The organism is Pseudomonas sp. MMS21 TM103 (assembly GCF_022132145.1).
GTDB lineage: Bacteria > Pseudomonadota > Gammaproteobacteria > Pseudomonadales > Pseudomonadaceae > Aquipseudomonas.
Window position 1 is genome coordinate 57,717 of sequence record NZ_JAJISP010000010.1, and the last position, 25,555, is coordinate 83,271.

General features: G+C 62.6%; 23 protein-coding genes. 2 read left to right on the forward strand and 21 right to left on the reverse strand.

Going from position 1 to position 25,555, the window contains the following annotated elements:
- Window positions 1–48: 48 nt before the first annotated feature.
- From LJY18_RS21975 to LJY18_RS21995, 5 genes are all read right to left on the reverse strand, one after another.
- Window positions 49–1,479: a cbb3-type cytochrome c oxidase subunit I gene (locus LJY18_RS21975; RefSeq protein WP_238044511.1), complete on the reverse strand. Its 1,431-nt coding sequence runs from the start codon at window positions 1,477–1,479 to the stop codon at window positions 49–51.
- A 3-nt stretch (window positions 1,480–1,482) separates the two neighbouring features.
- On the reverse strand, window positions 1,483–1,923 hold the full coding sequence (locus tag LJY18_RS21980; protein WP_238044514.1) for a c-type cytochrome: 441 nt from the start codon (window positions 1,921–1,923) through the stop codon (window positions 1,483–1,485).
- Between the two features lie 314 nt (window positions 1,924–2,237).
- Window positions 2,238–2,495: a cytochrome C oxidase subunit IV family protein gene (locus LJY18_RS21985; protein WP_238044516.1), complete on the reverse strand. Its 258-nt coding sequence runs from the start codon at window positions 2,493–2,495 to the stop codon at window positions 2,238–2,240.
- Between the two features lie 27 nt (window positions 2,496–2,522).
- Window positions 2,523–3,110 (reverse strand): cytochrome c oxidase subunit 3, encoded by a 588-nt coding sequence (locus tag LJY18_RS21990; protein WP_238044518.1) that lies wholly within the window; start codon window positions 3,108–3,110, stop codon window positions 2,523–2,525.
- Window positions 3,094–3,873, reverse strand: coding sequence for a CbbQ/NirQ/NorQ/GpvN family protein (locus tag LJY18_RS21995; RefSeq protein WP_238044593.1), 780 nt, complete (start codon window positions 3,871–3,873; stop codon window positions 3,094–3,096). The genes LJY18_RS21990 and LJY18_RS21995 overlap by 17 nt, the downstream gene beginning before the upstream one ends.
- A gap of 393 nt (window positions 3,874–4,266) precedes the next feature.
- On the opposite strand from LJY18_RS21995, the gene LJY18_RS22000 reads away from it, so the two are divergent.
- Both LJY18_RS22000 and LJY18_RS22005 read left to right on the forward strand, forming a co-directional pair.
- The gene (locus LJY18_RS22000; RefSeq protein WP_238044520.1) at window positions 4,267–4,590 is read left to right on the forward strand and encodes a c-type cytochrome; all 324 of its coding nucleotides are present in this window, start codon (window positions 4,267–4,269) and stop codon (window positions 4,588–4,590) included.
- A 165-nt stretch (window positions 4,591–4,755) separates the two neighbouring features.
- Window positions 4,756–5,616 (forward strand): LysR family transcriptional regulator, encoded by an 861-nt coding sequence (locus LJY18_RS22005; protein WP_238044522.1) that lies wholly within the window; start codon window positions 4,756–4,758, stop codon window positions 5,614–5,616.
- A gap of 55 nt (window positions 5,617–5,671) precedes the next feature.
- Here the strand turns inward: LJY18_RS22005 and LJY18_RS22010 are convergent, their stop codons facing one another.
- From LJY18_RS22010 to LJY18_RS22085, 16 genes are all read right to left on the reverse strand, one after another.
- Window positions 5,672–6,808, reverse strand: a complete 1,137-nt coding sequence (locus LJY18_RS22010) for an HPP family protein (RefSeq protein WP_238044523.1) — start codon at window positions 6,806–6,808, stop codon at window positions 5,672–5,674.
- A 320-nt stretch (window positions 6,809–7,128) separates the two neighbouring features.
- Complete coding sequence (locus LJY18_RS22015; RefSeq protein WP_238044524.1) at window positions 7,129–7,872, reverse strand: SDR family NAD(P)-dependent oxidoreductase; 744 nt, start codon at window positions 7,870–7,872, stop codon at window positions 7,129–7,131.
- A gap of 143 nt (window positions 7,873–8,015) precedes the next feature.
- Window positions 8,016–9,206, reverse strand: a complete 1,191-nt coding sequence (locus LJY18_RS22020; RefSeq protein WP_238044525.1) for an NnrS family protein — start codon at window positions 9,204–9,206, stop codon at window positions 8,016–8,018.
- A 306-nt stretch (window positions 9,207–9,512) separates the two neighbouring features.
- Entirely contained in the window at window positions 9,513–9,692 is a 180-nt protein-coding gene (gene tatA / locus LJY18_RS22025) for a twin-arginine translocase TatA/TatE family subunit (protein WP_238044526.1), read from the reverse strand.
- A 34-nt stretch (window positions 9,693–9,726) separates the two neighbouring features.
- Entirely contained in the window at window positions 9,727–10,293 is a 567-nt protein-coding gene (locus LJY18_RS22030) for a nitrous oxide reductase accessory protein NosL (protein ID WP_238044527.1), read from the reverse strand.
- Between the two features lie 65 nt (window positions 10,294–10,358).
- Window positions 10,359–11,189: an ABC transporter permease gene (locus LJY18_RS22035; RefSeq protein WP_238044528.1), complete on the reverse strand. Its 831-nt coding sequence runs from the start codon at window positions 11,187–11,189 to the stop codon at window positions 10,359–10,361.
- Window positions 11,186–12,112, reverse strand: coding sequence for an ABC transporter ATP-binding protein (locus LJY18_RS22040; protein ID WP_238044530.1), 927 nt, complete (start codon window positions 12,110–12,112; stop codon window positions 11,186–11,188). Before LJY18_RS22040 ends, LJY18_RS22035 begins: the two co-directional genes overlap by 4 nt.
- Window positions 12,109–13,395 (reverse strand): nitrous oxide reductase family maturation protein NosD, encoded by a 1,287-nt coding sequence (locus tag LJY18_RS22045; protein ID WP_238044531.1) that lies wholly within the window; start codon window positions 13,393–13,395, stop codon window positions 12,109–12,111. Before LJY18_RS22045 ends, LJY18_RS22040 begins: the two co-directional genes overlap by 4 nt.
- A gap of 260 nt (window positions 13,396–13,655) precedes the next feature.
- Window positions 13,656–15,572 carry a TAT-dependent nitrous-oxide reductase gene (gene nosZ, locus LJY18_RS22050; RefSeq protein ID WP_238044533.1) on the reverse strand — a complete coding sequence of 639 codons (1,917 nt, stop codon included), beginning with the start codon at window positions 15,570–15,572 and terminating at the stop codon, window positions 13,656–13,658.
- A 69-nt stretch (window positions 15,573–15,641) separates the two neighbouring features.
- Window positions 15,642–17,744 carry a transcriptional regulator NosR gene (gene nosR / locus LJY18_RS22055; RefSeq protein WP_330872789.1) on the reverse strand — a complete coding sequence of 701 codons (2,103 nt, stop codon included), beginning with the start codon at window positions 17,742–17,744 and terminating at the stop codon, window positions 15,642–15,644.
- Between the two features lie 406 nt (window positions 17,745–18,150).
- Window positions 18,151–19,401, reverse strand: coding sequence for an acyl-CoA dehydrogenase family protein (locus tag LJY18_RS22060; protein WP_238044536.1), 1,251 nt, complete (start codon window positions 19,399–19,401; stop codon window positions 18,151–18,153).
- Between the two features lie 463 nt (window positions 19,402–19,864).
- A complete protein-coding gene (locus LJY18_RS22065; protein WP_238044537.1) occupies window positions 19,865–20,305 on the reverse strand; it encodes a CopD family copper resistance protein in 441 nt (146 codons plus the stop codon).
- An 81-nt stretch (window positions 20,306–20,386) separates the two neighbouring features.
- Window positions 20,387–21,775 carry an oxygen-independent coproporphyrinogen III oxidase gene (gene hemN, locus LJY18_RS22070; protein ID WP_238044539.1) on the reverse strand — a complete coding sequence of 463 codons (1,389 nt, stop codon included), beginning with the start codon at window positions 21,773–21,775 and terminating at the stop codon, window positions 20,387–20,389.
- A gap of 296 nt (window positions 21,776–22,071) precedes the next feature.
- The gene (locus tag LJY18_RS22075; RefSeq protein ID WP_238044541.1) at window positions 22,072–22,770 is read right to left on the reverse strand and encodes an anaerobic ribonucleoside-triphosphate reductase activating protein; all 699 of its coding nucleotides are present in this window, start codon (window positions 22,768–22,770) and stop codon (window positions 22,072–22,074) included.
- Window positions 22,767–22,934, reverse strand: coding sequence for an anaerobic ribonucleoside-triphosphate reductase (nrdD, locus tag LJY18_RS22080; protein WP_079201935.1), 168 nt, complete (start codon window positions 22,932–22,934; stop codon window positions 22,767–22,769). The genes LJY18_RS22075 and nrdD overlap by 4 nt, the downstream gene beginning before the upstream one ends.
- A 132-nt stretch (window positions 22,935–23,066) precedes the next feature.
- On the reverse strand, window positions 23,067–25,094 hold the full coding sequence (locus LJY18_RS22085; protein WP_238044543.1) for a ribonucleoside triphosphate reductase: 2,028 nt from the start codon (window positions 25,092–25,094) through the stop codon (window positions 23,067–23,069).
- Window positions 25,095–25,555 lie beyond the last annotated feature (461 nt).

Genomic DNA, 25,555 nt, shown 5'->3' on the forward strand with positions numbered 1-25,555 from the left:
AACGGCCCGCTGTACCAGCCGGGCCGAGAGTTAGTTAGCGCTTAGGCCTCAGGCCGAAACGGCTAAGGCGGCTTCATCACGGGCCGTGGCCCGGCCACGCTGCTTGAAGCTGTACAGGTAGCAGAGCAAGCCGATCAGGAAGACCACCCCGGCCGCCAGACGCAGCCAGAAGAACACGGCCAACTGGTCGACTGTACTCATGAACGACAGCGCAGTGCCATCCGTCGGCCAGCGTTGCAGCATCACCTGCACCACGCCTGCAGCCGTCAGACACAGGGTGATCGCCACCATCGACAGGGTCATCAACCAGAAGCCCCAGATCTCGATGGTCTGCGAGCGCTCATCCGGCGCTTCGCCGAGGCCACGCAAACGCGGCATGGCGTAGCTGATCATGGTCATCACGATCATCGCGTAGGCACCGTAGAAGGCCAGGTGGCCATGCGCCGCGGTAAGCTGCGAGCCGTGGGTGTAGAAGTTCACCGGTGCCAGGGTATGCAGGAAGCCCCATACGCCAGCGCCGAAGAAGGCCGTCACGGTCGTGCCCTTGGCCCACAGGGTGGCCGCCCGGTTCGGGTGCTGTCGACGCCGCTTGCCGACCATGGTGAAGGCGAACAACACCATGGCGAAGAAGGGTATCGGCTCCATGGCCGAGAAAATCGAGCCGACCCACAGCCAGACCGCCGGCGCCCCTATCCAGAAGAAGTGGTGACCGGTGCCGAGGATGCCGGTGATCAGGGCCATGGCGATGATCACATACAGCCACTTCTCGACCACTTCACGGTCCACCCCGGTGACCTTGATCAGGACGAAGGCGAGCATCGCCCCCATGATCAGTTCCCAAACGCCTTCCACCCACAGGTGCACCACGAACCACCAGTAGTACTTGTCGCGCGCCAGGTTGCCCGGGTTGTAGAAGGAAAACAGGAAGAACACCGCCAAGCCGATCAGACCGGTCATCATGACCATGCTGATGGTGGTCTTGCGACCTTTGAGCAGGGTCATGCCGATGTTGTAGAGAAAGCCCAGGGCCACCACCACGATGCCCATCTTGGTGATGGTCGGTTGTTCCAGGAACTCCCGGCCCATGGTCGGCAGCAGCTCATTGCCGGTCATCTTGGCCAGGCCCGCATAGGGCACGAACAGATAACCGAGAATGGTCAGCACGCCGGCGGCAGCGAATATCCAGAACAGGATGATCGCCAGTTTCGGGCTGTGCAGCTCACGATCGGCCTCTTCCGGAATCAGGTAATACGCCGCCCCCATGAAGCCGAACAGCAGCCAGACGATCAGCAGGTTGGTGTGCACCATCCGCGCCACGTTGAAGGGAATCAGCGGGAACAGGAAGTCGCCGACCACGTACTGCAGGCCCATGATCAGACCGAACAGGATCTGCCCGAGGAACAGCATCAGGGCGAACACGAAGTATGGCTTGGCCACGGCTTGCGAGGCGAATTTCAGATGTGGATTTACGCTGGTCATCTATCAGCCCTCCTTGTTTGGCGGCCAGTTGTTGGTATCGATCTTCGAAGTCCACTTGAGGAACTCCGCCATATCGTCCACTTCCCGCTCGCTCAAATTGAATTGCGGCATTGCCCTGCGCCCTGGAACGCCCAGGGGCTGCGCCTTCATCCAGGCATGCAGGAACGGCTTGAAGGCCGTCTCGCCGCCCCGACGATCGAACACATTGCCCAGCTCCGGCGCGAAGTAGGCGCCCTCGCCCAGCAGGCTGTGGCAGCCGATGCAGTTGTTGTTTTCCCAGACCGCTTTGCCGCGCAGCACAGAGTCGTTCAACTCCGAGGCGTTGCTGCGTTCTGGAAAGGTCTGCTCGGTGTGGTAAGTCAGGGCCAGGAATACCAGGAAGAAGAACACGCTCCCCCCAAAGTAGATATTCCTGGCCATGCTCTTGGTGAAGGTCTCTGACATGGTCGCTTCCTCTTTACTTGGCGAGTCCATTCTAGAAAGCCTGCTAACGAAACCTGCTTGATCGCAATCAAGAAAGCCGGAAAGCCCGATGGTTTTACTCGGGTATGGCCAGCGAGAAGAGGAACAGCGAAGAACAAGCAGGCAGGTGAGCAATGCCCGGCGCGGCGATCACTGCATGAGCATGGGTAAAGCGGAGGGCGAACTCGTGAAGCAGTACGCCGGTGCTGGCCTCACGGTGGTTGTCTTGTGGTAACAACGGTGGACTGTTCGCTGCGCTCCTGAGTCCACCCTACGGCCTGCGCACTGCCCGCGAATTATCCCCTGAGCGCGAGGCTCAGCAGCACGCCCAGCGCCAGCGCCAACGGCCAGCCCAGCAGCAGCCAGCGCCACATACGCGGGGCGTGACGCAACTCCATGAAGCCATCGGCAATCAGCCAGGCCTTGCCCAAGGCGGCGAGCAACACGGCGCCGGTCATTAACAAGGTCGCACCGGCATTGCCCAGTTGCACGCTGGTCACGGACAGCGCGGCCAGCCCCAGCCAGCAGAGAATCAGGGTATTTGAAGCAGACATGGCGACCTCGTCGATGCAGCGCAGGGCTCAGTTCAAGATATAAACCAGCGGAAACAGCAACACCCAGACCAGATCGACCATGTGCCAATACAGCACGCCGGACTCCATCACGCTGCAAGTGTCCGGGCCATAGGCGCGGCGCCGACAGCGCTCGGCCAACCAGCCGAGGATCAGCAAGCCCAGCAGCACATGGACGAAATGAAAGCCGGTGAGCATCCAGTACAGCGTGAAGAAGGTGTTGTGCTCAATGCCCAGCCCCGCCCCAGCCAGATGGCTGTACTCACTGAGTTTCAACAGCACATAGACGCTGGCCGACAGCAGCGCCGCGAGCAGCAACCAGGCCGCCCGCGATGTGCGCGCCTGGCGCACCTGCTCCAGGGCCAGCGCGGCGAACAGCCCGGAGGTCAGCAGGCTCAGGGTCAGCGCCAGGCCGGTGGAGCTGTCGAGCAACTGGCGACTGTCGTGGAACAACTGCGGCTGCAAGGCCTGGGCCACGGCGAAGGTGAGAATCAGCAGGGCGAAGACCGTCAGCTCGGCGAGAATGAAGAACCACATCGCCAGGTCGCCCGGCAGACGCCGGGGCGGACTGGCGAAGGTCTCAAGCGAAGTGGACATCGACCACGTCCATCAGCGCGGCCACGGTCTGCGGATCGTCCGACAGCGGCTCGGCCAGACAGGCCAGGCAAGCATCGCGCGGACTCATGCCGGAGCCGATCATGCGCGCGGCGAAGATCAGCAGGCGCGTCGAGGCGACCTCCTCCAGGTCATGCTGTTCCAGTCGGCGCAGAGCCTGGCCGAGCTTGACCACCTGCGCGGCCAGATCGGCACCGACCCGCGCCTCGTTGGCGACGATGCGCTCCTCCTCGGCCACCGGCGGATAACCGAAGCGCAAGGCGACGAACCGCTGGCGGGTACTCGGTTTCATGCCTTTGAGCAGGTTCTGGTAGCCGGGGTTATAGGACACCACCAGCATGAAACCAGGCGGCGCGCGCAGCACTTCACCGGTGCGTTCCAGGTACAGCTCGCGGCGGTCATCGGCCAGCGGGTGCAGCACCACAGCAGTGTCTTGGCGCGCCTCGACCACTTCGTCGAGGTAGCAGATGCCGCCCTCGCGAACGGCCCGGGTCAGCGGGCCGTCCTGCCACCAGGTGCCCTGGGCGCCGATCAGGTGACGGCCGACCAGATCGGCGGCGGACAGGTCGTCATGGCAGGCCACGGTGTACAGCGGCAGGTTCAGGCGGTGCGCCATGTACTGAACGAAGCGGGTTTTGCCGCAGCCGGTCGGCCCCTTGATCAGCACCGGCATGCCGTGCTGCCAGGCCTGCTCGAACAACACTTGCTCATTGCCCAGTTGTTGGTAGAACGGCGCATCCAGCACGGCAGCCGTTTCGACTAGTTTCACAGGTGCATTCACAGTCAGTACCTCACCGCAGTGATTAATCATGCCTGCACGCTACCCGCGACCAGCCGCTGCCCTCAAGGCGCACGCGAACATCTCTTGATTGTGGTCAAGTCCATAGGCAATCAGCCTGGTTATGCTGGCGCAACGATAAATCAATTGACCGTGTCATTAGCCAATTCAGCCTGTACTCACACCACTGCAAATCGAACCCAGCACGGTTATGAGCGGTCTATAGTCAGCTACAAGCGGCCATGGCACCGTCGAACTGCGGATGTAGGCAGGGCCCACGATCAAACCGCACAATAATGACTGCACCCATACCTGGTGGGGCCTATGCCCTGCTCCAATAGCCTTGAGGAAGTATTCATCATGAAGAGAATCCTGGTCCCATTGTTCGCCCTCGGCGCTGCGCTGAGCTTGCAACCGGCCTTCGCCGCCGACACCGCTGCCGCCGAGGCGCTGTTCAAGAGCAAGCCCTGCGCGGCGTGCCATAACGTCGACATGAAGATGGTCGGCCCGGCGTTGAAGGAAGTAGCCGCCAAGTACGCCGGCACCGAAGGCGCCGTCGAGTTGCTGGCCGGCCGGATCAAGAACGGCACTCAGGGCAACTGGGGTCCGATGCCGATGCCGGCCAACCCGGTCACAGACGAAGAAGCGAAGATCCTCGCCGAATGGGTGCTGAGCCTCAAGTAACCAGCCAGGGGACGTCGTCGCGCTTTCACCACGCCAACGCTTCTGGCGAACAGATGATGACGTCCTGAATCCCCTATTGCGCACGGCGGGTGTGCAGGCGCTGGATCTGCGCAACATGAAATACAATGCGGCTTCACATCAATATTATTGAAGCGAAGCAGCGCAATGGACATCGACCTCGCCCGCACCTTCCTGGACATCATGCGCAGCGGCAGTTTCATCGCCACCGCAGAGCGCCTGCATATCACCCAGACAGCGGTGACGGCGCGAATCCATAACCTGGAAAACCAACTCAGCTGCAGGCTGTTCGTGCGCAACCGTGGCGGGGCCCGGTTGACCCCGGACGGCGAGCGTTTTGTCACCTATGCCTCCCATCTGGTACAGACCTGGGAGGCGGCGCGGCGGGATTTGCCCTTGCCACGCGGCTCCGCCGACCTGCTGACCCTGGGTTCGGAGATGAGCCTGTGCAACCCGCTGATGCTGGCCTGGGTAGAGCGCCTGCACCAGGTTATGCCTGCTCATGCCGTGCGTAGCGTAGTGACCAGTGGCGGCCAGCTCCAGCAACAACTCGACCTGGGCGTGCTCGACGCGGCATTGGTCCATCAGCCGGAGTATTGGCCGAACCTGCAGGTCGAGCAATTGCTCGAGGAAAAGCTGATTCTGGTGGTACAGACCCATCACCCCGAGCCCTATATGTATGTCGACTGGGGCCCGACGTTTCGCCAACTGCACGACAATGCCCTGCCGGAACACACCCGTACCACCCTTTCCTTCGACCTCGGGTCACTGGCTCTGCAGTACCTGCTGCAGTGTGGCGGTCGCGGCTACTTCCGCACCCGCGTGGTGCAGCGCTATATCGATGAAGGCATTCTCAAGCGCGTGGAGATGGCGCCGGAGTTCTCCTACCCGATCTATCTGGTTTACCCCAGAGCGGCCGACAATCCGGCCTTGCGCAGGGCCCTGCAACTGGTGCGCGAGGTGGCCCTGGACGACATCGACTGGTCACGCGGGGCTTACGAGATTTGAAGCATCTTGGCGGGTTCGTCGCACCGGCCCTGGCGCGACGCAAGCTGGTGGCGACTCAATCCGCAAGCTGCTTGAGCCAGTTGCGGTATAGCGCCGCGATCAGATCAGTCTGGGTGATCATGCCCACCAGCCGCTCGTGCTCATCCACCACCGGCAGGCAATGCAGGCCGCGGTCGCAGAGCAGGAATACCAGCTCGACCATGTGAACGTCCTGTTTCACTGCAACCACGGGCGCACTCATGATCGAGCGCAGCTTGGTTCCGCGCGGGTACTTCAGGCGGCCGACATTGACCCGCGCCCGGCTGGGCTGCAACTGTTTGAGCAGATCGATCAGGGTGACGATGCCGATCAGCTTGCCACTGCCCTCCTCCACGACCGGCAACGAACGCAGGTGGTGTTCTCGCAGGGTCTGCCACGCCTGTTGGATAAAGCTATCCGGCGCCGCCGAATAGAGATCGCGTGACATGATATCGGCCGCGCTGATCTCGCCCATGCTGCGGCGCAAGGCATGTTTCTCGGTTTGCTTGATCAGCCGTGCGAGATCGTCCCGGGTGACATCGACATATTCGCCGAACTCCTCGAGGGCCCGATCCATATCGTCGCGACTGAAGCTCAGACGCTCAGCCGGTAATGGATCGCGAGTGTGGTGGCGGTTCTCCCCGGATCGACGCGGTTTCGGGTAAATGTGGCCGGTCAGGTTGTTGTAGAGCAAGGCTATGGCCACCAGCAACAGCGAGCTGAATGCGACCTGATAGAGCACGGCGTAGCCTAGGTCGCTCCCCAGGCCACCACTGGCGGCCACCACCGCCAATGCACAACTTGGTGGGTGCAGGCAGCGCAAGGCAAATAGGCAGAACAGCGAGAGACTGGCGGCCAGCACAGTCGCAGTCACGCTATCCAGCGTACTCAAGCCCAGACTGATGCCAATCAGGGCGGCGCACATATTGCCCGCCAGGATCGACCATGGCTGAGCGAACGGACTGGACGACGCACCGAACAGCAATACGGCGGAGGCAGCGACAGGCGCAGCGATATGCAAGGTGATCGGAGCGCCGAACAAACTGATGCCGATCGAAACGCACAGCGACATGCCGAGCGCAATACCGATGGCGACGCGCAGCCATTCCTGGGCGCGGGCATTGAGCGGTGCGGGGGTGAAAGACCTGAACCAGTCGAGAAGCTGTTCTTGCATTATTCCTGCTTGGCATCGGGGAGTTGCTGGAGCGAATCCTACGCAGGCCAAAAGTCCTGTAGCGGACAAGGTCGCAGCCCATTGCTTGCACACAGTCGAAGCAAGAGGGTTTGACCCATGGTTCCGAGTTTTTGCGCGTGCAAACACGACCGCCTGCAAGTAGACGCAGCTGCTGGGTGGCGCAATAGAAGATGGTGCGTAGGCATGAGTGCCTACGCATTGTGAGGGGGACGTTAAGTTATCTCTAATGAATGTTATTGCTTATATAGATCAATATTAATGCTTTAAAAGTGCCGCAGAGGCAGAAAGGCTTAACCGCTTCAGCTCAAGCTGTAACCATTATCGACCACCCAGTCCTGGCCGTAGACGCCGCGGGCACCGGCCGACAATTGGAACAGGATCACGTTGGCCACAGCCGCAGCGTCGAGAAAGTGCCCAGGCAGCAGGCGTTGGGTGACGGTTTCAGCGACCTCATCCAACTGTTCCTCGCTCAACCCCAGACTGCCCCAGATAGAGGTTGCCGTGGGTCCGGGCGAGACCAGATTGATGCGTACCCCGACCGGGGCAAACTCCACCGCGAGGGTGCGCGCCTGGGCGCTAAGCGCCGCCTTGCTGGCGATATAGGCGGCCAGGCCGGGAAAGGTCGAACGGGTGAGGAAACTGCTGATGAACACCACCGAACTGGGGCTGGCCAGTCCATCACGCAACGCGGCCAGGGTATTCAGGGCACCGGCACCGTTGACCGCCCACTGCCGATCGAATGCCCCCAGGTCGAGACTCTCGGCCAGTTCGGCGATACCCGCGTTGGGCACCAGATAATCCACCTGGCCCAGTTGCGCTGCGCGCAGGCCGAGGCTGGCCAGATCCTCAGTCGAGGTGACGTCGCCGGCATGCCAGACCAGGCGTTCTGGGTGACTCGCCTGCAGGTCCTGCAAGCCGCCCAGGCTGCGTGACATTGCCAGCACCCTGGCGCCGCGTTGCAGCAACGCGGCGCATAATGCCAGGCCGATACCTGAACTGGCTCCGGTGACTACGGCCAGACGATCCTGAAATTCGTTTCTCATCAGTTTCTCCGATGCTCGGCAGTACCGAGCGGCAAGGCCACCCATGCGCAGGCACAGGCAAGCGGACATCAATGGGTTGGGCAGCGCGGCACACGCGGCGCTGCATGATCAAACGGTCGGCGCAACACCTAGCCAGCCTTGACTCAGCCCGGGTGACCATCCACCCGTGGCTTGACCAGCATCGGCACATAGCGCCAGGCGTAGATGGCCAAGGCCAGCGACCATCCGGTTACCGCCAGCCACAAGCCTTGCTGCGGCCAGAACGGGTAAACGAAGACCCGCGCCACACCCCCAAGATTGAGCAACATCAGGGCCCAGGCCATGCCTGCTGGTAGTTGCAGCGGCCGCCCGGTATGGCCCAGGGTGACGCGGGCGATCATGGCCAGGATCAGCCCGCTCATGGCGCCGATGGTCAGGCCATGCAGGGCCGGGCTGAAGCTGGCCAGCAGGCCGGCATGCCACAGCGCCAGACCGAGAGTCGCCACCACCAGCCAGAGCATCGCCAGATGCAGCGACCAGAGCAGCGGTACGCGCCAGATGCCCCGGTCGTACCAGCGCGCCAGACGCAGCAGGTGACCGGCGGCAACCGCCAGGAACAGCGGCGCCAGCAGCGGCTGCGCTTGCAGGGCCACCCCGGCGGCATAGAGCGCGGCGATCAGCGCGGTGCCGGCCAACAGGGCGATATCCAGCCAGACCCAGGGCTTGACCGCATTGAGCCGGCCCAGGCCGCGCTGCGTGAAGAACGGGATCACGCGACCGCCGATCAACCCCATCAGTGCCGCCATCAACCACAGGCCGGCCAGCACGCCACGGCGTTGCAGCTCATCATCGCCCAGGGCCAGGCCACTCAGGAGCAAGGCGTCGGCGCCAGCCAGCAGGCTCAACACCAGCACGATCGGATAGTTACGTTTCTGCCGTACCATCCAGAGCATGCGCGCCATCACCCCGGCCAGCGCCAGTAGGAAGCCCAGGTCCAGCGGGATCAGCGCCGCCAGGGGCAAACCAAATAGCCAGCCCAGGCGCGCCGCCAACCAGATCCCGGCCAGCACCATCAGTGGTCGCCCAGACAACCCTGGCTGGCCGGTCCAGGTCTGCACCGCGGTGAGCAGGAAACCGGCAGCGATTGCCGCTGCGAAGCCAAACAGCATCTCGTGGCGGTGCCAGGCGAGCCAGCCACCGCTCGGCTGCCAGTCCGCCAACAGGCCAGACCAGGCCAGCATCCACAGCGGGATCGCGACCAGCGCATAGAGGCTGGCGCAGAGGAAAAACGGGCGAAAGGCAAGACGCCAGATTGGCGGGATACTCAAGGCGGTACGCCGGTCGAGAACGTGCACTGCAAGCCTCCTGAAAAGATCGTCAAGCACCCGGCAAGCCCTGAATTCAGCACCAGCCGGGGATATTACAGTGGCGAGGGAATCGCCAACTGTTACGGTCTTTTTACAGGGAGTAAGGGCTTAGGCGACTTGACCGCGATCAGCTTTGTGAGTTGGGCCGGCACCCAGCGCCTGGCGCCGAGACGTTCGTCGGCCGCGCAAGCTCACTCGCTCGCTTGCGCAGCGCTGAACCTGGCAGGCCTGCAGGGTCACCCTGCCGCCGATATTGGCGGGTAGCGCAAGCCCCTGACCCACCCTGCGTGCGCCCTAAGGCTTGGGCGGGTTGCTCGACTCCGGCGGTTGCGGCGCATCGCCGCTGCCCATCGACTTACGAAATCCGCTGATCGCCCCGCCAACATCCGAGCCCAGGCTGCGCAGGCGCTTGCTGCCGAACAGCATGACCACGATCAGCAGCACGATCAGTAGCTGCCAGATGCTGATGCCCATGATGGAGTCCCCCTGTAGTGAGTCTGTGCCGGCTTCACTGCGCGGCGGGTTGATGATCCTGGCTGGCGTCCTGCTTGCCCATGCCCATATCCATGGCCGCGCCCATCTGCAGCACGGACGGGTCGATCTCGGCGAAACGCAGCACCCGCCCGCCTTCGCGCTCGGCCAACTGCCGGGCTGCCTGCTCGTCGGCAAAGGACGCCAGGACCACGCCCATGGCGCCCTTGAGCTGCGTACCTGTCACGTAATAGGCCTGGGTCGCATCGATCAGGTAATTGTCGTCCGGCTTGGCCCATTCGCTGCGGCCCATGTCGTGGACGTAGAGTTTGACCTTCAGGTGGCGATTTTCCGGTTGCTGCCACCAACCGAGCATTTCCGCCGGCGAACAGAACTTCTTCACCGAGCCCTGGCCCACTGCCTCGCCCTTGGGCCCGGGGAAGTCGGCGATGATCATGCCGCAGACATGGCACTCGTCGCTCGGGTGAATGGCCGTCGGCGCGAGTGCCTGGACCTCCTGCTTGGAATCGTCGCAGGCGGCCAGCAGCACACCGAGCAGCAGCACCAGCAGGGTTCGCGCCGTGCGCCTATAGAGATTGTTCATCGTTGCTAACTCCTGAGCTGAAACAGGCCTTGAAGATTGCGGCGTACGCCAGGCCGAGCCGATAGTCACGTCGGTCGGCGCAGAAACAGCCAATAGGCCAACAACAGCGGCGCTCCGACCCACAGCAGCAGGCTCAGCCACAGCCCCAGGCTGCCGATGGGCAGGTCGCCGCCCAGCGCCATCACGCCGACGGCATTGCCGCTAGCCGCGAAGCCGGACAGGTTGATCAGCCGGTAGACATCGGCGGGATTGAGCAGCAGCAGCCAAGGCAGCAGATCCGGGTTGAACTTGCCCTCGCTGAGTACCAGCAGCGCCAGCAAGGCCAGGTCGAACACCAGGACGAAGAGAAACCACACGCCCAGGGCCAGCCCGGCGGCGCTGGATTTTTCACTGACCTTGCTGCTGAGCACGTAGGCCAGGGCCAGAAACACCCAGCCCAGTAAGGTCGAGGACAACATGAAGCGGCCGAAGGCCCAGGCCAGTAGGCCCAACTCGACATCCTTGACCAGCATGCCGATGGCCAGCGCCGCGCAGCCGAAGCCGATCAGGGTGGCCAGCGCCAGAATCAGACCATGGCCTACGAACTTGCCGAGCAGCAACTGGCCACGGCCCAGGGGATAGGTCAGCAACAACATCAGGGTGCCGGCCTCGTCCTCGCCGACGATGGCGTCATAGGCCAGTAACAGCGCGATCAACGGCACCAGGAAGGTGGCCAGGCTGGCCAGGCTGGCGATGGTCGCCGGAATCGAGGTAAAGCCCAGTTGCCCGGAGGCCGCCGCACCTAACCAGGCGATGCCCACGGCCAGCACGGCGAACAGCAGACTGATGGACAGCAACCAGCGATTGCGCAGGCCGTCGCTCAACTCCTTGCGCGCGATGTTCCACACCTGGTTCATGTTCTGCCCTCCGCGCCCGGCACAATGCTGGCCCGCTCCATGTAATAACGGTAGAGGTCCTCCAGCGACGGCTGGTGGATGTCGATATCCTGGACCTCATCCTCACCGAGCAACTGGCGCAGCAGGCCGAGCTTGTGGCCATTGATCACCACCACTTCGACGCCGTCGACGCCAACTGAGCGCGCCTCATGCCCGGCGGCGTGCCAGCGTTGCAGCAACTGCGCGTTCTGCTTCAGCCCACTGGCGCGAATCACTGCCGGCAGGCCGGCATCTTCGCGCAGGCTGGCCAGGCTGCCGACCGCCTGCAGGCGGCCATGGGCGAGAATCGCGGCGCGGTTGATATGCGCCTCGACCCCAGGCAAGACATGGGAGCAGAGGATGATGCTGGTGCCCTGCTGACGCAGACGGTCGACCAGCTGATAGAGGTCGTGGGTGGCGATGGGATCGAGGCCCACCGTGGGCTCGTCGAGCAGCAGCAGACGCGGCACGCCGAGCAGCGCCTGGGCCAGACCGAGGCGCTGGCGCATGCCCTTGGAATAGGTTTTGACCCGCCGATTCATGGCGTCGGCCAGACCCACTTGCTCCAGCAGTTCGTCCACCTGCGTCAGCGCGGCGCCCTTGAGGCGGGCGAAATGACGCAGGGTCTCGCGGCCGCTGAGTTGCGGGTAGAAGGTCACGTTTTCCGGCAAGTAACCGAGTTGACGGCGGACCTGCGGGTCGTTGGGCGAGCATCCGAGCACCCGCACCTGTCCTTCACTGGGCTGCAGCAGGCCAAGGATCAACTTCATGGTGGTGGTCTTGCCGGCACCGTTATGGCCGAACAGGCCAAGCACTTCGCCTTCGCCCAGACACAGACTCAAGTCGTGCAACACGGTCAGGCGGTCGTAATGCTGGCGCACGCCTTCGATTTCGACGGCATTCATGGTGTTGGCTCCTGGCTTACTGGCAGCAGATCGGCGTTCGGCAGTTGCATCAGCGGATAGCTGTCCTGCACGCCTGGCGATTTCATCACCGGAAAGGCCCGCTGTACCCAGCGCAGCAATTCGATGCTCGGGCTGTTCATCAACAGACGCACCTGCGGGTACAGCCACAGCAGCCGGTCGACGTTGTCGTTAGGCTCATAGGCCACATCACCCACCCCATCGTCATTGCGGTCCCACCCCAGGTAGTCGCTCCAATAATTGCCGCGCCCGTCCACCGACCATTCCTGGGTGCGGGTGGCGACATACTTGACCTGCTGCTGGTTACCGACAAAGGCATTGCCGACTATGCGGTTGCCTTCGGAGCCGGCGGTCAGGTGAATGCCCAAGGTGCTGCGTTCGAAGCGGTTGTTTTCGATGCTATTGAACAGCGAGTTGTAGATGAACAGTGCTTTGCCTTCGGCGCCGGAGATCATGCTGTCGCCGGTCGATCCGCTACGCACGTCGCGGACCAGATTGTCTCGAATGGTCGAATAGGTGATGTAGTTCATCAGGATGCCGTAGTTCTCGTCCTGCTCGGAGCGATTACCGATCACCGTCAGATGATGGCTTTGCATCAGCGCATAGCCGGTGCGGGTGCGCCGGGTCAGATTGCCGAGCACCTGATTGTTGTTGGAGAACATGTAGTGCACGCCGTAGCGCAGGTCTTCCAGGGTATTGCCTTCGAGCAGGTTGCCGTTGGAAGTGTCGATATAGATACCGTCACGGGTATCGCGCACCCGGTTGCCGACGACCTTGGCGCCGCGCACCCCATACAGGTGAATGCCGTTGCCGCGATCCTGCGAGCGGATACTGGCATCGCCCTGGATGCTGTTGCCGATCAGGCTCACGTCCGCCGTACCGTCTACCCAGATGCCGAAGCCCGGGCCCTGCATGCGATTGTTTTTGATCACTGCGCCGCGAGCCTTGGGCTGGATAAATATGGCGGCGTTCATGGCGGTCATGTCACGGCCCCAGTCGAGTAGCGTGCAGCCTTCGACGGTTACGTCCGGTGCACTGATAAGCAGACCGTTGCCCTGCCCTTGCCCCTGCAATACGGCGCCCGGCTCGCAAAGGATGTGCATCGGCTGATCGATGCTGAACAACCCCTGATACTCGCCGGCGGGCAGCCGCCAGCGGTTTTCGCCCTGCGCCTGTAGCGGCAGCGCGGTGATGGTTTGCGGCGTCGCCTGGGCAGCGCCGCAGAGGATAAGCAGCAATAGCGCTGTAACGCGAAACCATGCCATTGCCTGAGTGTTTAACACTGGGTTGTTACCTTGAGTGATTTTCTGATCGTTCTCACGCCGAACCATCCCCGTGGGCGTGCAACGCCGGGCGTTCTGCGCCCGTCCTCCGCCAAGCAGGACGCAGAGCGTCCAAGCCCGGAGCGTGGGAACCAGCGATGCTTATCTGCAAAGCCTGATACGCGTAGAGCGGACATGCCGAGGCTTGTCCGCACTCCTCAACGCGGTGGACAAGGCTCGGCCATGCCCACCCTCGACAGCCCTTACGCTGGCTTAACCATCATGCGGCCGACCATTTCCATGTGCAGGGCATGGCAGAACCAGCTGCAGTAGTACCAGTGCAGGCCCGGCTTGTCGGCGATGAAGGTAATCGACGAGGTCTGCTGCGGGCTGATTTCCATGCTCGCGCCGTGGTTGACCATGACGAAACCGTGGGACACATCCTCGATCTGGTCGATGTTGGTGATGGTCACGGTGACTTCATCGCCCTGGTTGACGTTGAACTCGGTCAGGCCGTAGGACGGCGCCATCGAGGTCATGTACACGCGGACCTTGTTGCCCTCGCGGATGACCTTGTTGTCGGTTTCCAGGTTGATGCCGTCCTTCTTTGCCAGCTCGACGGTGGGGGCGAAGAACGGGTCGTTGCGGTCCCAGATCTTGCGGGTCTTGATCTGGTCACGACGCGCCATGGTGCAGTCATGCGGTTCGGCGAAGGTCGGGCCGTCATGCACCAGCTTCATTTCATCGCCGGAGATGTCGATCAGCTGATCGTTTTCCGGGTGCAGCGGGCCAGTCGGCAGGAAGCGGTCCTTGGAGAACTTGCTCAGGGCGATCAGCCACTTGCCGTCGGCTTCGCTGGTTTCGCACAGCGAGGCGTGGATGTGCCCCGGGTTGTAGTGCACATCGAGCTTCTGCTTGATGTAGTTGACCTTCTCGCCCTTGTAGGCGCGCACGGCCTCGGCCATGTTCCATTTGACCACCTGGCTGTCGATGAACAGCGTGGTGTAGGCGTTGCCGCGACCGTCGAAAGTGGTGTGCAGCGGGCCCAGGCCCAGCTCGGGTTCGGCGGCGATGGCGTCGCGCGGGTCCTTGAGCTTGTCGTCGAACAAATCGTCGAGTCTGGCGATCTCGATCATCGACACGGTCGGCGACAACTTGCCATTGGCGATGAAGTACTTGCCGTCGGACGAGGTGTTGCAGCCGTGCGGGTTCTTCGGCACCGGGATGTAACGGGTCAGCGGCGAACCTTCGCGGCCGTCGACCACCGGCGTTTTGGAGTCGCCGAGGGTGGTGAACTTGCCAGCCTTGATCGCTGCCTCGATGCGCTGGATGTTGAACACCACCACCCAGTCGCGCTCGTTGCGCATCATGCCGCCGAGGTCGTAGGCCTTCTCCGAGTTGTAGCAGGTGGAGGCGGCGTACTTGCCGGTGTAGTCGGCGTCGGTGTTATCCAGGTTGCCGTCGACGATGACCTGGAAGGCCATTTCCATGGTTTCGGCGTCGATGGCGTTGAACATGGTGTAGCTGTTCTTGTCCTGCAGGTCGTAAGTGCTGCCATCGTTGGGATGGGGGATGACGAACTCGGCGTTGGCGAACACGTACTTGGTGTACGGCACCTTCTGCAGACGCAGGCCGTGGATGGCCTGGACGTTGGGCACGGTGATCATCTTGTCGCACTTCATGATATCCAGACGGATACGTGCGACCCGGCTGTTGGCCTTGTCGTTGATGAACAGGTACTTGCCGTCGTATTTGCCGTCGGTCATGGAGATGTGCGGGTGGTGGCAGTCGCCGTTCTGGAACTTGGCGCTGTCACCCATGATGTGCTTGCTTTCGTTGGTCAGGCCCCAGCCGGTGGCCGAGTCGACGTTGAATACAGGGATACGCATCAACTCGCGCATCGAAGGCACACCCACTACCCGCACTTCGCCCTGGTGGCCACCACTCCAGAAACCATAGTAATCGTCCAGTTCGCCCGGGCCGACGTGAATCTTCGCCTTCGACTCGCTGACCGCCGCCGCCCAGGATTCGCGGCTCATCACCGTGCCGCCCAGTGCCGTCGCAGCCACTGCCGCGCCGGTGATGGCTGATGCGCCGAGGAAACCGCGGCGGCTCAGGCCAGATTTTTCCAACTGGTTGGTGGCGCTTATCGGGGTGCTCTTCGACTCTTTATCGCTCATGGGTTCTGCTCCTTGACTGGATAAAACTGACTATCGAGCGGGTCGTACCCTCGCTGCCGAAAGGCTTGCTCAGGGCACGACCACCTGTACTACCGGGATCAAATCGGGCTGTAGGGGTGAGGGCTTGCCGCGCTTCTTTTTCTTCAGAATCAGCGGCGGGCACTTGTCGTCGTTGTGGTAGGTCATCTGGCAATCGAGGCAGTAGTGGCACTCGTTGGCATTGATATGGCCGTCGGGATGAATGGCCTGGATCTCGCATTCCTTGGCGCACAACTGGCACGGACTGCCGCATTCCTTACGGCGCTTGAGCCAGTCGAACAGGCGGAATTTGCTCGGAATGGCCAGCGCCGCGCCCAGCGGGCAGACGTAACGGCAGTAGACCTTGCGGGTGAAGATGTTGATCACCAGGAGCAGCACCGCGTAGAGCACGAACCACCATTGGCGATCAAACTTCAGGGTGATGGCGGTCTTGAACGGCTCCACTTCGGCGAAACGCTCGGCGGTGGCCAGCGACTCCAGGGACAGGCCGAACAGCAGCAACAGAATGATGTACTTGATCGCCCAGAGCCGTTCATGCAGCGCGAAGGGCAACTCGAACTGACGGATCTTCAGCTTGCGCGCGGCCTCGTTGATCAGCTCCTGCAAGGCGCCGAACGGGCACAGCCAGCCGCAGAACACGCCACGGCCCCAGAGCAGGATGCTGGCGGCGGTGAAGGTCCAGAGAATGAAGATCACCGGGTCGGTGAGAAACAGCTCCCAGCGGAAGTCCTGCACCAGGGCGTGGACGAAGGTCAGCACGTTGACCACCGACAACTGGCCCAGGGCGTACCAACCGATAAACACCACGGTGAAGATCAGGTAGCCACGACGCAGCCAATGGAGGAAATGCGGGCGCTGGGTGAATTTGTCCTGAAGGAACAGGATCACCGTGAGCAGCAGTAAAGCGACGAGTATTACGCCAATCTGGAAGCTCTTCTGGTACCAGATGTTCAGCCACAGCGGCCGGTTTGCTTCTTCAAGCACGGCCAGTTCAGCGGCGGTCGGCAGCGGGCGCTGGAGGTATTCTTCGGGCATCTGGTATGGCAGTTCGAAACTGCTGAAGATGCCGCTGATCGGTCCTGTCTGCCGCTTAACCAGGAGCTCGAGGGCCCAGGGCGAGCCCGGATCGAAGCCGGACGGCTGGCGCACGATAAAGATCGCCATTTCCTTGAAGTCGGGCATGCCCTCGGCATAGACATCGCTCAGACGCTCGAAATCGCGATCATGAAAGCTGATGGTTTCACCGAACTGGCGTAACTGCACTCGATCGAAGATGCCACCGCGCACATAGCCCGAGCCCTTGAACGAATACTCGCCGCTGCCCAGTACGGCAATTGCCTGTTCGCCGGGTTTGAGTGTGTCCATCAGGAAGCGGTACTGGCTGTCGCCGAGCAGGTTGCGGCCGATGGTCGGCGGATTCAGGTGCGTGGTGTAGAGGTCGATAAAGGTCTCGTCGATCTGGTCGGGCGAGGCCTCCTCGATGCCTTCAGCTTCGCTGCCCTTGAAGGCCTCGTCGACCTGACCACGGGTCAGGTGCAGGCGGCGAATGGCGCCATTACCCGTCAGTTGACTCCAGCTGGCGGGCTGATAGAGATCCTCGCGCACCGTGGCCGGTTTTTGCGCCTGACTGGCAGCGTCTTCGACCAGGCCGAGCGACACCGCCACGTTTTGGGCGGCGCGCATCACCACCTCGTTGACCACCATCACCGTCACGGTGGCGCCGGTCACCGCATCCACGGTCACCGCATCGGGGTCACTGGAACGGCCGACCACCACCCGCTGGTTGACCTTGATGCCTTTGTACTTGGCGTTGAAGGCGTGCAGCTTGGCTTCGGGAATGCCGATCAGCAGGATCGGCTCATGGTGTTCGAGCACATAGGCGTCCTGAATCACGCCAGCCGTGTCGAGGATCACCTGCATATTGATCGGCTTGCCGGAATAGGCCGGGATATCGACCACATCCAGGCTCTGAAATACGTAACCGAGCACCTCGTCGCCACGCGACAGGGTGCGCACCTTGAACTCGCCTTGCGGCGCGGAAACGCTGTCGGCTTTGGGGAAAACCAGATCGATGCGCTGCTGCTCGATCTCGCCGTAGCTCTTCGCCTGTACGCTCTGGAAGGTTGCAAACATCAGCGCAAACAAAACAGTGACAGCCATCCCCAATGAGCGCCATGCACTGTGCCGGTTGGGGGAATTGTTCATGGCTGACCGGCATACGGTCGTCATGGCGTCGGTGGCTGAATGCAAAGGAATTTGATTGGGAGACTGATAGGCTTGCATATGGAATATCCGCCTTAGGCGGCTAGAGCTTACCCCCATGGTAGACACGTCCACCTATGCGCCCCTTGACGATAATCAAGTAATGATTAATCCAATGGTGCGCCGCCGCACATAGCAATATAGCCCCAATTTCATTGGGCTACATGGCATTGCTCGCGAGTCTTGAACCGTAGCGCGGGTTACCGCGCGACTTATCATTTCAAGGGCATGGCAACCCATAAAAGTGCCTAAGCCATATTCCGCCGCTACACGAGTCTCAGCTTCTGCCATGCGGCGTGAGATAAGCCGCAGTGGCCCCACGCGTGGCTTCGCTCGCCTTTAGTTCCAGGCGGGCGATGCTGCGCAGGTGCACCTGATCGGGGCCGTCGGCGAAGCGCAAGGCGCGGCCGGTGGTCCACATGTCGGCCAGCGGCGTGTCCGGGGTCAGGCCCATGGCGCCATAGACCTGCATGGCGCGGTCGACCACGCGGGTGTGCATGGCCGGCACCAGCGCCTTGATCATGGCGATCTCCTTGCGTGCGGCCTTGGCCCCCACCTCATCGATCATCCAGGCGGTCTTGAGTACCAGCAGCCGCGCCTGTTCGATCTCGATGCGCGACTCGGCAATCCAGTCGCCGATGTTGGCGTACTGGTGTAGGTAATGGCCGAAGGCCTTGCGTTCCTGGCAGCGCTCGACCATCAGCTCCAGGGCCAGCTCGGCCATGCCGATCGAGCGCATGCAGTGGTGGATGCGACCTGGACCGAGGCGCGCCTGGGCCATCATGAAGCCCGCACCCTCCTCGCCCAGCAGGTTGCCGACCGGCACCCGCACATTGCGCAGCAGCAATTCGCTATGGCCTTCCGGGGCAACGTGGTTCATCACCGGGATATTGCGCAGCAACTCCACCCCGGGCGTGTCGAAGGGCACCAAGATCATGCTCTGCTGCTGATGGGCGTCGGCATCCGGGTCGGTCTTGCCCATCACGATCAGCAGCTTGCAATCGGGGTGCGAGGCGTTGGTGATGAACCACTTGCGCCCGTTGATCACGTAGTCGTCGCCTTCGCGGCGGATCAGGGTCTGGATGTTGCTGGCATCCGAGGACGGCACGTCCGGCTCGGTCATGGCGAAGGCTGAGCGAATCTCGCCGTCGAGCAGCGGTTGCAGCCAGTTCCCGCGCTGCTCGGGCGTGGCGAACAGGTGCAGCAGCTCCATATTGCCGGTGTCCGGCGCGTTGCAGTTGAACACCTCGGAGGCCCAGTGCACGTGGCCCATGATTTCCGCCAGGGGAGCGTATTCCAGGTTGCTCAAGGCCGTGCCCGGCTCGTCCGCCTGCAGCGACGGCAGGAACAGGTTCCACAGCCCCTCGCTACGCGCCAGTGCCTTGAGATCGGCCATGAACGGCACCGGAAACTGCCCGGCAGCCACCGCCGCCTGCCAGGCACCGATGCGCGGCACTATGTGAGCGTCCATGAAATTGCGCAGCTGCAGACGCAGTGCTTCGGTGCGGGGGCTGTAGGCAAAGTGCATGGTGGGCCTCGGATCGATCGTAGGGTTGAGGCTTTACGTTAGGTCGGCCTGCACTTGTAACCAAGGATCTTCCACGGCCTGAATCGGCGGCCAATCACGGCCGCTCAGCAGACGAGGAAGCTTGATCGAGATCATTACCACGTGCGCTAAAGCTGCTAATGGCTTGCAGGCTTTCTAGCCCGGATGCAGTCCGGGAACGGTGCTGCAGGAGCCAACGCGCCCCGGCATTGATCCGGACTACGGGACTGAACCTGGTTTCGCAGACCCGGCGATCCTGTAGGAGGCGCGCCCCGCGGCGAATGCAGCCCGCAGGGCTGCCCAGCTGCAGATCGGCGAAAAGCCCGAAGCATCGCCCCGAGGTCGGGCCTCCCACGGTTCTGTTGCCCTGACAAAATCCAGGGCGGCCGCGAGATTTCCCGGATTCAGCCGGTCTACGGGGCAGTGGCCTTGGCCGAGCCCCCTGCTACCAATGGATATAGAACATCGCCTTGGCCAGCAGGACGATGCCGAGCATCTGCCCCAACACCGCCCAGTGCAGCTTGCGGTACAGGCTCGGGCTCATGCGTCCGGACCTGAGCAGCATGGCGACCAGGCCGAAGCTGAAAAACACGCTGACGGCCAGCACGATCTTCAGGCTCAGCAAGGTGGCGAAACTGCTGGCGAAGGGATCGGCCAGGGCCTGGCGGTGCTGCCAAGCCAGGCCGATGCCGGCACCGTAGACCAGCAGCACCACCCAGTGCAGCACCGTGCGCGTGCGCCGGCCGAGGCCCTGTTCCAGTTCGGCCCGCGCACCAGGCGCGAGCTGCGGCTTGACCTTGGCGAGGATGATCACCTCGAAGAACAGCGTACCGATAAAGGCAATCGCCGCCAGCAGGTGCACGACATGCAGCAGTGAATAGCTCATCACAGATTCCTAGCGAGCCAGTCTCGAAATGATCGTTTCCCGGCCTGAGCTAATTGGTATTTGCAGGAAGGTTGGCGCCCCTCACACCGTGCGTGAGAAGCGGCCCTTCTGCTCGCCACCCAGGTAGGCGTCGAAGGCCATGGCCACGCTGCGCATCATCAGATGCCCCTGTGGCAGCAGCACCAGGGCGTCGTCGTGGATGTCGACCAGACGATCCGCCACATGCTCCTCGAGGGCCGCCAGGGAATCGGCGAAGTAGTCCTTGAAGTCAATACCGTGGCGCGCCTCGACGGTGGCGAAGTCGACCCGACCATGACACATCAGGGCGCTGATCACCTCGCGGCGCAGCAGGTCGTCTGCGTTCAGGCGGTAGCCGCGATGCACCGGCAGCAGGCCCTGGTCGAGGCGCGCGTAGTACTGCGAGAGCTCTTTGACGCTCTGGCTGTAGCTGTCGCCGACGTTGCCGATCGAGGACACGCCGAGGCCGATCAGGTCGCAATCGGCATGGGTGGAATAACCCTGGAAATTGCGCTGCAGGGTGCCATTGGCGCGCGCCAGGGCCAACTCGTCATCCGGCAGGGCGAAATGGTCCATGCCGATATACACGTAGCCGGCATCGGTCAGGCGCTTGATGGTCAGCTCCAGCAGCTCCAGCTTGCGCTCCGGCGGTGGCATGTCCTCGCGGCGGATCAGGCGCTGCGCGCGGACCATTTCCGGCAGGTGGGCATAGCTGTAGGCGGCGATACGATCCGGACGCAGGGCGATGATCTTGCTCAGGGTGACGTCGAAGCTGGCCACCGTCTGCAGCGGCAGGCCGTAGATCAGGTCGACGCTGACCGACTTGAACTGCGCCTCGCGCGCGGCGGCGACCAGCGCATAGACCTGTTCCTCGCTCTGCACCCGGTTGACCGCCGCCTGCACGTCGGCATCGAAGTCCTGCACGCCAAAGCTCAGGCGATTGAAGCCGAGCGCACGCAACTGCTGGATCTGCTCGGTGCTGATGGTGCGCGGGTCGACCTCGATGGAGAACTCGTGGTCGTCGCTGTCATCCATGTTGAACGCCTGGTGCAAGGTGGCCAGCAGGTCGGCCAGTTGCTCGCTGGTCAGGTAGGTCGGTGTGCCGCCGCCAAGGTGCAACTGGGTCAGCTTGCGCGTGCGGTCGAACAGTTGCGCCTGCATGGCGATTTCGCGCTTGAGGTAGGTCAGGTACTCCACCGCGCGGTGGGTCTTCTTGGTGATGATCTTGTTGCAGGCGCAGTAGTAGCAAAGGCTCTGGCAAAACGGGATGTGGATATACAGCGACAATGGCTTGGGCGCGATCGCCTGATTGCTCGCCGCGACGGCGTTCTGGTAATCGTCCATGGCAAACGCCTGATGGAACTGCGGCGCGGTGGGATAGGAGGTATAGCGCGGCCCCGGGCGATCGTACTTCTCGACCAGCGCGCGATTGAAGTTCAGCGATTGGTCCATGTTCGACCACCTCGTAGCGTGAATAGGAAAACCGCGACTGCGCCTGGCGCAGCGCCCTGCCCGCTTGGGTAGCCGGCAATAATCGCGCAATTGTACGGGGCGCCGCCGGCGCAGCACCTGACCAGAGTCAATTCTCGCGCACAAGGCGTTCCAGCCAGGCGCCATGCGCCACTGTGGTCGAGGGGTCAGTAATACTGACAATGTGCCGGCCGTGAGCTAACGCAGAATGCCGCCCGCCCTGCGCAAGCGCGTGGCCCCCGTCACCTGGGCAGCACCTTGAACAGGCTGCGCGCCACTCAATGATCGCGTAGCTCGAAATGCGGGAACAGTTGCTCCAGGCGCCGCCACAATTCGCCCGCCTCCTTCGGCGTCGCGGTCATGGGCAGGCCCGGGTCGAGCATGTGCGCGCTGCGCACTATCTGCACGGCGAAGCGCTCGACGCCAAAGGCCCGCAGGCGCTGGCCGATGCGCCACAGGCGCTCGACGTCCAATAAATGCCAGTGCACGGTGGTTCGGCACTCGTAGTCCACGCCGCTGGCCAGCAGGTGTTCCAGGCTGCGCCAGTTGGCCTTGCCGCTACCACTGACGCCGGTGATCAGCTCGGCATCCTCGGCCAGGGCCTTGATGTCGAAACCGACCCAGTCCGCCGCCTGGACAGCCCAGGAGAACGCCCAGGGCTTGATGCCGGCACTGTGCAGGCCAACGCGAAATCCCAGCTGCCGCACCTGCTCCATCGCCGGCACCAGGCCGCCTTGCAGGGTCGCCTCACCGCCACTGAACACCACGGCCTGCAACAAGCCCTGACGCCGCTGGAGGAAGTCCAGCACCTGCCACCAGGGGATTTCCTGCTCGCCGCGGGCCGGGATCAGATCCGGATTATGGCAATAGCGACAGCGCCAGGCGCAGCCCTGACAGAACAGCACACAAGCCAGCAGCCCCGGGTAGTCGAGGGTGGTCAGGGGCACCAGGCCCCCGACCCGTAGCGCCCTGCTCACGCGGCGCTGACTCGCGCCGCCGCTTCGGTGAAGTGCTGGCGTTCGCGGTGCTCGGACTGCTTGCCCGGATTGAAGGCAGTGACCGGGCGGTGATAGCCCATCACCCGGGTCCAGACTTCGCAGCGCTGGCGTTGTGCTTCGGGGAGTTGCTGAGTGCTGTGCATGGTGTCGCTCCTTGCTGTGGGGAAAACGGGCAATTCACATGTGGATGTTCAAATCCGCTCCTGTGGCAGCCGGGTGGTGGGTTAGCCGAAGGCGTAACCCACCACCCGGCCGTCAGGCCGGCATTGGCAGCGTCAGCCACAGGCCTTGTCGGAGTCGCCCTGGCGGGCCTGCTTCTGCAGCAGCGCCTCGTCGCATTTCGGGCAGAACTCGTGCTCGCCATCCAGGTAGCCGTGCGTCGGACAGATCGAAAAGGTCGGGGTGATCGTCAGGTACGGCAGGCGGAAGCGGCCCAGGGCGTTGCGCACCAGTTGTTTGCAGGCCTGGATCGAGGAAATCCGCTCGGCCATGTAGAGGTGCAGCACGGTGCCGCCGGTGTACTTGCACTGCAGTTCGTCCTGCAGTTCCAGCGCCTCGAAAGGGTCGGCGGTAAAGCCCACCGGTAATTGCGAGGAGTTGGTGTAGTACGGCGCCTCGTCAGTGCCGGCCTGGAGAATGTCCGGATAGCGCTTGCGGTCTTCCTTGGCGAAGCGGTAGGTGGTGCCCTCGGCCGGCGTCGCCTCGAGGTTGTACATCTGCCCGGTTTCTTCCTGGAAGCGCACCAGGGTGGCCCGTACATGGTCAAGCAGATGCAGGGCGAATTCGCGGCCCTTCGGCGTATGCATGCCCTCCTCATCGCCGCTGAAGTTGCGCAGCATCTCGTGCATGCCATTCAGGCCGATGGTCGAGAAATGATTACGCAGGGTGCCCAGGTAGCGCTTGGTATAGGGATAGAGACCGGCGTCCATGTGGTGCTGGATCACCTTGCGCTTGACCTCCAGGCTCTCCATCGCCAGCTCCATCAAATGATCGAGGCGCTTGAGCAGGCCCTGGGTGTCGCCCTTGAATAGATAACCCAGGCGCGCGCAGTTGATCGTCACCACGCCCAGCGAGCCAGTCTGCTCGGCCGAGCCGAAGAGGCCGCCGCCGCGCTTGAGCAGCTCGCGCACGTCCAGTTGCAGGCGGCAGCACATCGAGCGCACCTGGTTGGGTTGCATGTCGGAATTGAGGAAGTTCTGGAAGTACGGCAGGCCGTAGCGCGCCGTCATCTCGAACAGGCGGTCGGCGTTCTCGCTGTCCCAGGGAAAGTCATGGGTGATGTTGTAGGTCGGGATCGGGAAGGTGAACACCCGGCCCATGGCGTCGCCGGCCTGCATCACCTCGATATAGGCGCGATTGATCAACTCCATCTCGGCCTGCAGGTCGCCATAGGCGAAGGGCATCTCCACCCCGCCGATATAGGGAATCTGCTCGCGCAGGTCTTCCGGGCAGACCCAGTCAAAGGTCAGGTTGGTGAACGGCGTCTGGGTGCCCCAGCGCGACGGCACATTGAGGTTGTAGATGAATTCCTGGATGGCCTGGCGCACCTCGGCAAAACCCAGGTTGTCCTTGCGCACATAGGGCGCCAGGTAGGTATCGAAAGAGCTGAAGGCCTGAGCACCGGCCCACTCGTTCTGCAGGGTGCCAAGAAAGTTGACCATCTGCCCCAGGGCGCTGGACAGGTGCTTGGGCGGCCCCGCTTCGACCCGCCCGGGAATGCCGTTGAAGCCCTCATTCAGCAGGCTGCGCAGCGACCAGCCGGCGCAGTAGCCGGCGAGCATGTCCAGGTCATGCACATGCAGATCGGCCTCGCGGTGCGCCAGACCGATGCTCTCGCTGTACACCTCGTCCAGCCAGTAGTTGGCGGTGACCTTGCCCGACACGTTGAGGATCAAGCCGCCGAGGGAATAACCCTGGTTGGCGTTGGCGCGCACCCGCCAATCCTCGCGCGACAGGTATTCGTTCATCGACGCCGCCACATCCACCAGCGCCTTGCGATCACGGCGCAAGCGGCCATGGCGCTCGCGGTAGACGATATAGGCGCGCGCGGTCTGGTAGAAACCGGCCTCCATCAGCACCCGCTCGACGCGGTCCTGGACCTGTTCGACATCGATACTGGGCAATTCCAGCAGGCGCAGCAGCACCGCTTCGGCCAACTCCCCCGCCAGTGCCTCGTCGAACTCGCCACTGGCCGCGCCCGCCGCGATGATCGCCTGACGAATCTTGCCGAGATCGAACGCGGCGATGCTGCCATCGCGCTTGCATAACTGCTGCGGGTGAAGGGCTTGAACCGGGCTGAGCATGTCGCCTCCTGACACTACATATAGATATTTGTTTATCTGAAAACACAATATGCAGTAGAAGTTACGCGCAAAACCCCGTCACGAGATTGATTGTAATCAAGAACCGAAAACCGCCGTGGCAGGCCCCTCCCGGATGGACCGCGCCCCCCCTGTCAAGCACTCGACCAGCACGACCAATAACCGCGCACGAACCCATGCCCCACCCAGCCGCCAGCTGGACGCTCTTCGGCGACAGAGAAAATCCAACGCAGCGAGCGAGCAGAATGCACAAGCCGGACTCAACGGCGGCGCGGTGCACCGCCCAGGGCATTGGTGTTTAACGCCCTTAGGGCACCACCACCCCGCTACCCCCCATTCCAGAGAGGGAGTAGCAAATGACAAGGTAGGTTAACCACCCGTCCCATTCGGGAAGTTGTGCACCATTTGGTGACCTATAGTTAGCCGGCAGATCCTGAAAGCGC

What these genes read in the sequence shown, in the direction of transcription:
- LJY18_RS21975 (WP_238044511.1), bottom strand. Translation starts at nt 1,479, where the DNA reads ATGACCAGCGTAAATCCACATCTGAAATTCGCCTCGCAAGCCGTGGCC.
- LJY18_RS21980 (WP_238044514.1), bottom strand. Translation starts at nt 1,923, where the DNA reads ATGTCAGAGACCTTCACCAAGAGCATGGCCAGGAATATCTACTTTGGG.
- LJY18_RS21985 (WP_238044516.1), bottom strand. Translation starts at nt 2,495, where the DNA reads ATGTCTGCTTCAAATACCCTGATTCTCTGCTGGCTGGGGCTGGCCGCG.
- LJY18_RS21990 (WP_238044518.1), bottom strand. Translation starts at nt 3,110, where the DNA reads ATGTCCACTTCGCTTGAGACCTTCGCCAGTCCGCCCCGGCGTCTGCCG.
- LJY18_RS22000 (WP_238044520.1), top strand. Translation starts at nt 4,267, where the DNA reads ATGAAGAGAATCCTGGTCCCATTGTTCGCCCTCGGCGCTGCGCTGAGC.
- LJY18_RS22005 (WP_238044522.1), top strand. Translation starts at nt 4,756, where the DNA reads ATGGACATCGACCTCGCCCGCACCTTCCTGGACATCATGCGCAGCGGC.
- LJY18_RS22010 (WP_238044523.1), bottom strand. Translation starts at nt 6,808, where the DNA reads ATGCAAGAACAGCTTCTCGACTGGTTCAGGTCTTTCACCCCCGCACCG.
- LJY18_RS22015 (WP_238044524.1), bottom strand. Translation starts at nt 7,872, where the DNA reads ATGAGAAACGAATTTCAGGATCGTCTGGCCGTAGTCACCGGAGCCAGT.
- tatA (WP_238044526.1), bottom strand. Translation starts at nt 9,692, where the DNA reads ATGGGCATCAGCATCTGGCAGCTACTGATCGTGCTGCTGATCGTGGTC.
- LJY18_RS22030 (WP_238044527.1), bottom strand. Translation starts at nt 10,293, where the DNA reads ATGAACAATCTCTATAGGCGCACGGCGCGAACCCTGCTGGTGCTGCTG.
- LJY18_RS22035 (WP_238044528.1), bottom strand. Translation starts at nt 11,189, where the DNA reads ATGAACCAGGTGTGGAACATCGCGCGCAAGGAGTTGAGCGACGGCCTG.
- LJY18_RS22040 (WP_238044530.1), bottom strand. Translation starts at nt 12,112, where the DNA reads ATGAATGCCGTCGAAATCGAAGGCGTGCGCCAGCATTACGACCGCCTG.
- LJY18_RS22045 (WP_238044531.1), bottom strand. Translation starts at nt 13,395, where the DNA reads ATGGCATGGTTTCGCGTTACAGCGCTATTGCTGCTTATCCTCTGCGGC.
- nosZ (WP_238044533.1), bottom strand. Translation starts at nt 15,572, where the DNA reads ATGAGCGATAAAGAGTCGAAGAGCACCCCGATAAGCGCCACCAACCAG.
- nosR (WP_330872789.1), bottom strand. Translation starts at nt 17,744, where the DNA reads ATGTTTGCAACCTTCCAGAGCGTACAGGCGAAGAGCTACGGCGAGATC.
- LJY18_RS22060 (WP_238044536.1), bottom strand. Translation starts at nt 19,401, where the DNA reads ATGCACTTTGCCTACAGCCCCCGCACCGAAGCACTGCGTCTGCAGCTG.
- LJY18_RS22065 (WP_238044537.1), bottom strand. Translation starts at nt 20,305, where the DNA reads ATGAGCTATTCACTGCTGCATGTCGTGCACCTGCTGGCGGCGATTGCC.
- hemN (WP_238044539.1), bottom strand. Translation starts at nt 21,775, where the DNA reads ATGGACCAATCGCTGAACTTCAATCGCGCGCTGGTCGAGAAGTACGAT.
- nrdD (WP_079201935.1), bottom strand. Translation starts at nt 22,934, where the DNA reads ATGCACAGCACTCAGCAACTCCCCGAAGCACAACGCCAGCGCTGCGAA.
- LJY18_RS22085 (WP_238044543.1), bottom strand. Translation starts at nt 25,094, where the DNA reads ATGCTCAGCCCGGTTCAAGCCCTTCACCCGCAGCAGTTATGCAAGCGC.